Raw genomic sequence first — 2,604 nt, forward strand, 5'->3', positions numbered from 1 at the left:
AGGGGCTGATGCCGCACACCCTGCGGCACTTGGAACGCCTTGGCGTGCACCCCTGTGGAAAGCCGTTTCGGGGAATCAGCTACCACGACGGCGGCCGGCACGTCGCCGCCCCGTTCCGGCGGGGCGCCGGACGTGGGGTGCGCCGCACGGTCTTACACGGTGCGCTGCTGGACGCCGCCACCGATGCGGGCGTGCGGATCATGCACGACGAGGTGGTCGAGGTCAGCCAGGACTCCACATCCGTGCGGGCCGGACGGTGGCGAGCGCGTTACCTGGCCGCCGCCGACGGGCTGCACTCACCGATCCGCCGGTCCCTCGGCCTGGAGCGGCCGAGCCCGGGTGCCCGCCGGTGGGGCATCCGCAGGCACGTCCAAGTCGCGCCGTGGTCGGACTACGTCGAGGTGCACTGGGCGCCCGGCGCCGAGGCGTACGTCACGCCGATCGCCGAGGATTGCGTGGGCGTGGCGGTGCTGAAGTCTCGACGGGGTGGCTTCGATTCCCATCTCGCGGAGTTTCCCGCACTGCGGGATCGGCTAGCGGGTCAGCCGCACGAGCCGGACCGGGCCGCGGGTCCGTTGCGGCAGCGGGTATCGAGCCGGGCGGCAGATCGGGTTCTGCTGGTCGGTGATGCCGCCGGTTATGTCGATGCCCTCACGGGCGAGGGCCTCGGCTTGGCGTTCGGCGCGGCTGAGTTGTTGGTGAAAGCCGTTGTCGCCGAACGCCCGGACACCTACGAACGCCAGTGGCGTCAGATGACGCGGCGCTACCGGATGCTGACGGCGGCCTTGCTTGAGGCGAGCGCCCACGGTCCGACGCGATCACGCATCGTGCCCGCGGCCGCCGCGCTGCCCGCCGTCTTCGCCGGGGCCGTGAATCTGCTCGCCCACTGACCCGTGTTGCCAGCGGGATTGCCGGGCCGGACGACTCCGTTTCGTCGCCAGCACGTGAGCTCGTGTTTACGTGAGCGCCGTCAATTGCGCGCCTGCTGTGCAAACATCGGTGCCAGACTGACGGCCTACCGTCGCCGGGTGCGTCGGTACGGCGCTAACGACGTAAGGGAGTAGGACTCACCATGACCGATGTCGAACAGACACCCACCGACGGAACGTCCACCAGGCCCGCCGACTTGGTCGAGCACTCCCGCACTGGAATGGGTGCGCCGGCGTTGCAGCGCGCCATCACCGATCACCTGCGCTACTCGATCGGCCGTCCGGCCGCTGCCCTGCGGCCCGAGCACTACTACCGGGCGCTGGCCCTGGCCGTGCGCGACCGCATGCAGGACCGCCGCGTGGCATCCACGCAGACCTCGCTCGATCTCGGCCGCAAGGTGACCTGCTACCTGTCGGCGGAGTTCCTGATGGGCCCGCAGTTGGGCAACAACCTGCTGAACCTGCAAATGGAGCACGCGGCCAAGACCGCGCTGGCCGCGATGGGCCAGGACCTCGACGAGGTGCTGGCCTGTGAGGTGGAGCCCGGTCTGGGCAACGGGGGCCTCGGCAGGCTCGCCGCGTGCTACCTCGACTCGCTGGCCACCCTCGAGCGTCCGGCAATCGGTTACGGCATCCGTTACGAATTCGGCATTTTCGACCAGGAGATCCACGACGGCTGGCAGGTCGAACAGACCGACAACTGGCTGGACAACGGAAACCCTTGGGAGATCGCCAAACCCGACGTCAGCTTCCTGGTCAAGTGGGGCGGCTACGCCGAGCACTTCACCGACGACTCCGGCCGTGACCGCGCCCGGTGGGTGCCCGGTCGGCTGCTGAAGGGCACCGCGTACGACACGCCCATCCAGGGCTACGGCGTCAACACGTGCAACGTGCTCACTCTGTGGAGCGCGCGCGCCGTGAAGTCATTTGCGTTGGAAGCGTTCAACACCGGCGACTACTACAAGGCCGTCGAGGACGAGGTCACCTCCGAAACGGTGACCAAGGTGCTCTACCCCAACGACGAGCCCGAGGCAGGCAAGCGGCTGCGTCTGCTGCAGCAGTACTTCTTCGTGTCCTGCTCGCTGCAGCACGTGCTGCACATCATGGACGACCTCGCCGACGCCGGTGTCCGGGAACTTCCCCAGCGGTTTGCCTTGCAGCTCAACGACACTCATCCGTCGATCGCGGTCGCCGAGCTGATGCGGCTGCTGGTCGACGAACGCGACCTGGACTGGGACGAGGCGTGGGACATCACGGTCGCGACGTTCGGCTACACCAACCACACCTTGCTGCCGGAGGCGCTGGAGACCTGGCCGCTAGAGATGTTCGCCGAGTCGCTGCCGCGCCACATCGAGATCATCTACGAGATCAACCGGCGTTTCCTCGACGAGGTGCAGGCCCGGTTCCCCGGTGACGAGAACCGGGTGCGACGGATGTCGCTGATCGGCGAGGACGGCGGCAAGAACGTGCGCATGGCGCACCAGGCGACCGTCGGCAGCCACGCCATCAACGGGGTCGCGGCGCTGCATACCGAGCTGCTCAAGAAGACCGTGCTCGGCGACTTCTACAAGGTGGCGCCGGAAAAATTCTTCAACGTCACCAATGGCGTGACGCCGCGGCGTTGGATCGTGCTCAGCAATCCGAAGCTGACCGCTCTGATCAGCCGGCACATCGG

General features: G+C 67.8%; 2 protein-coding genes. Both read left to right on the top strand.

The features are described 5' to 3' along the window. A partial coding sequence (locus JOZ00_RS14375) for an NAD(P)/FAD-dependent oxidoreductase (RefSeq protein WP_293344622.1) occupies positions 1-890 on the top strand: 890 nt, incomplete at its 5' end. A gap of 182 nt (positions 891-1,072) precedes the next feature. Beyond that, positions 1,073-2,604: glycogen/starch/alpha-glucan family phosphorylase (gene glgP, locus JOZ00_RS14380; protein ID WP_293344623.1), on the top strand; the 1,532-nt coding region annotated here is incomplete at its 3' end.

The organism is Mycobacterium sp., assembly GCF_019243155.1.
GTDB lineage: Bacteria > Actinomycetota > Actinomycetes > Mycobacteriales > Mycobacteriaceae > Mycobacterium.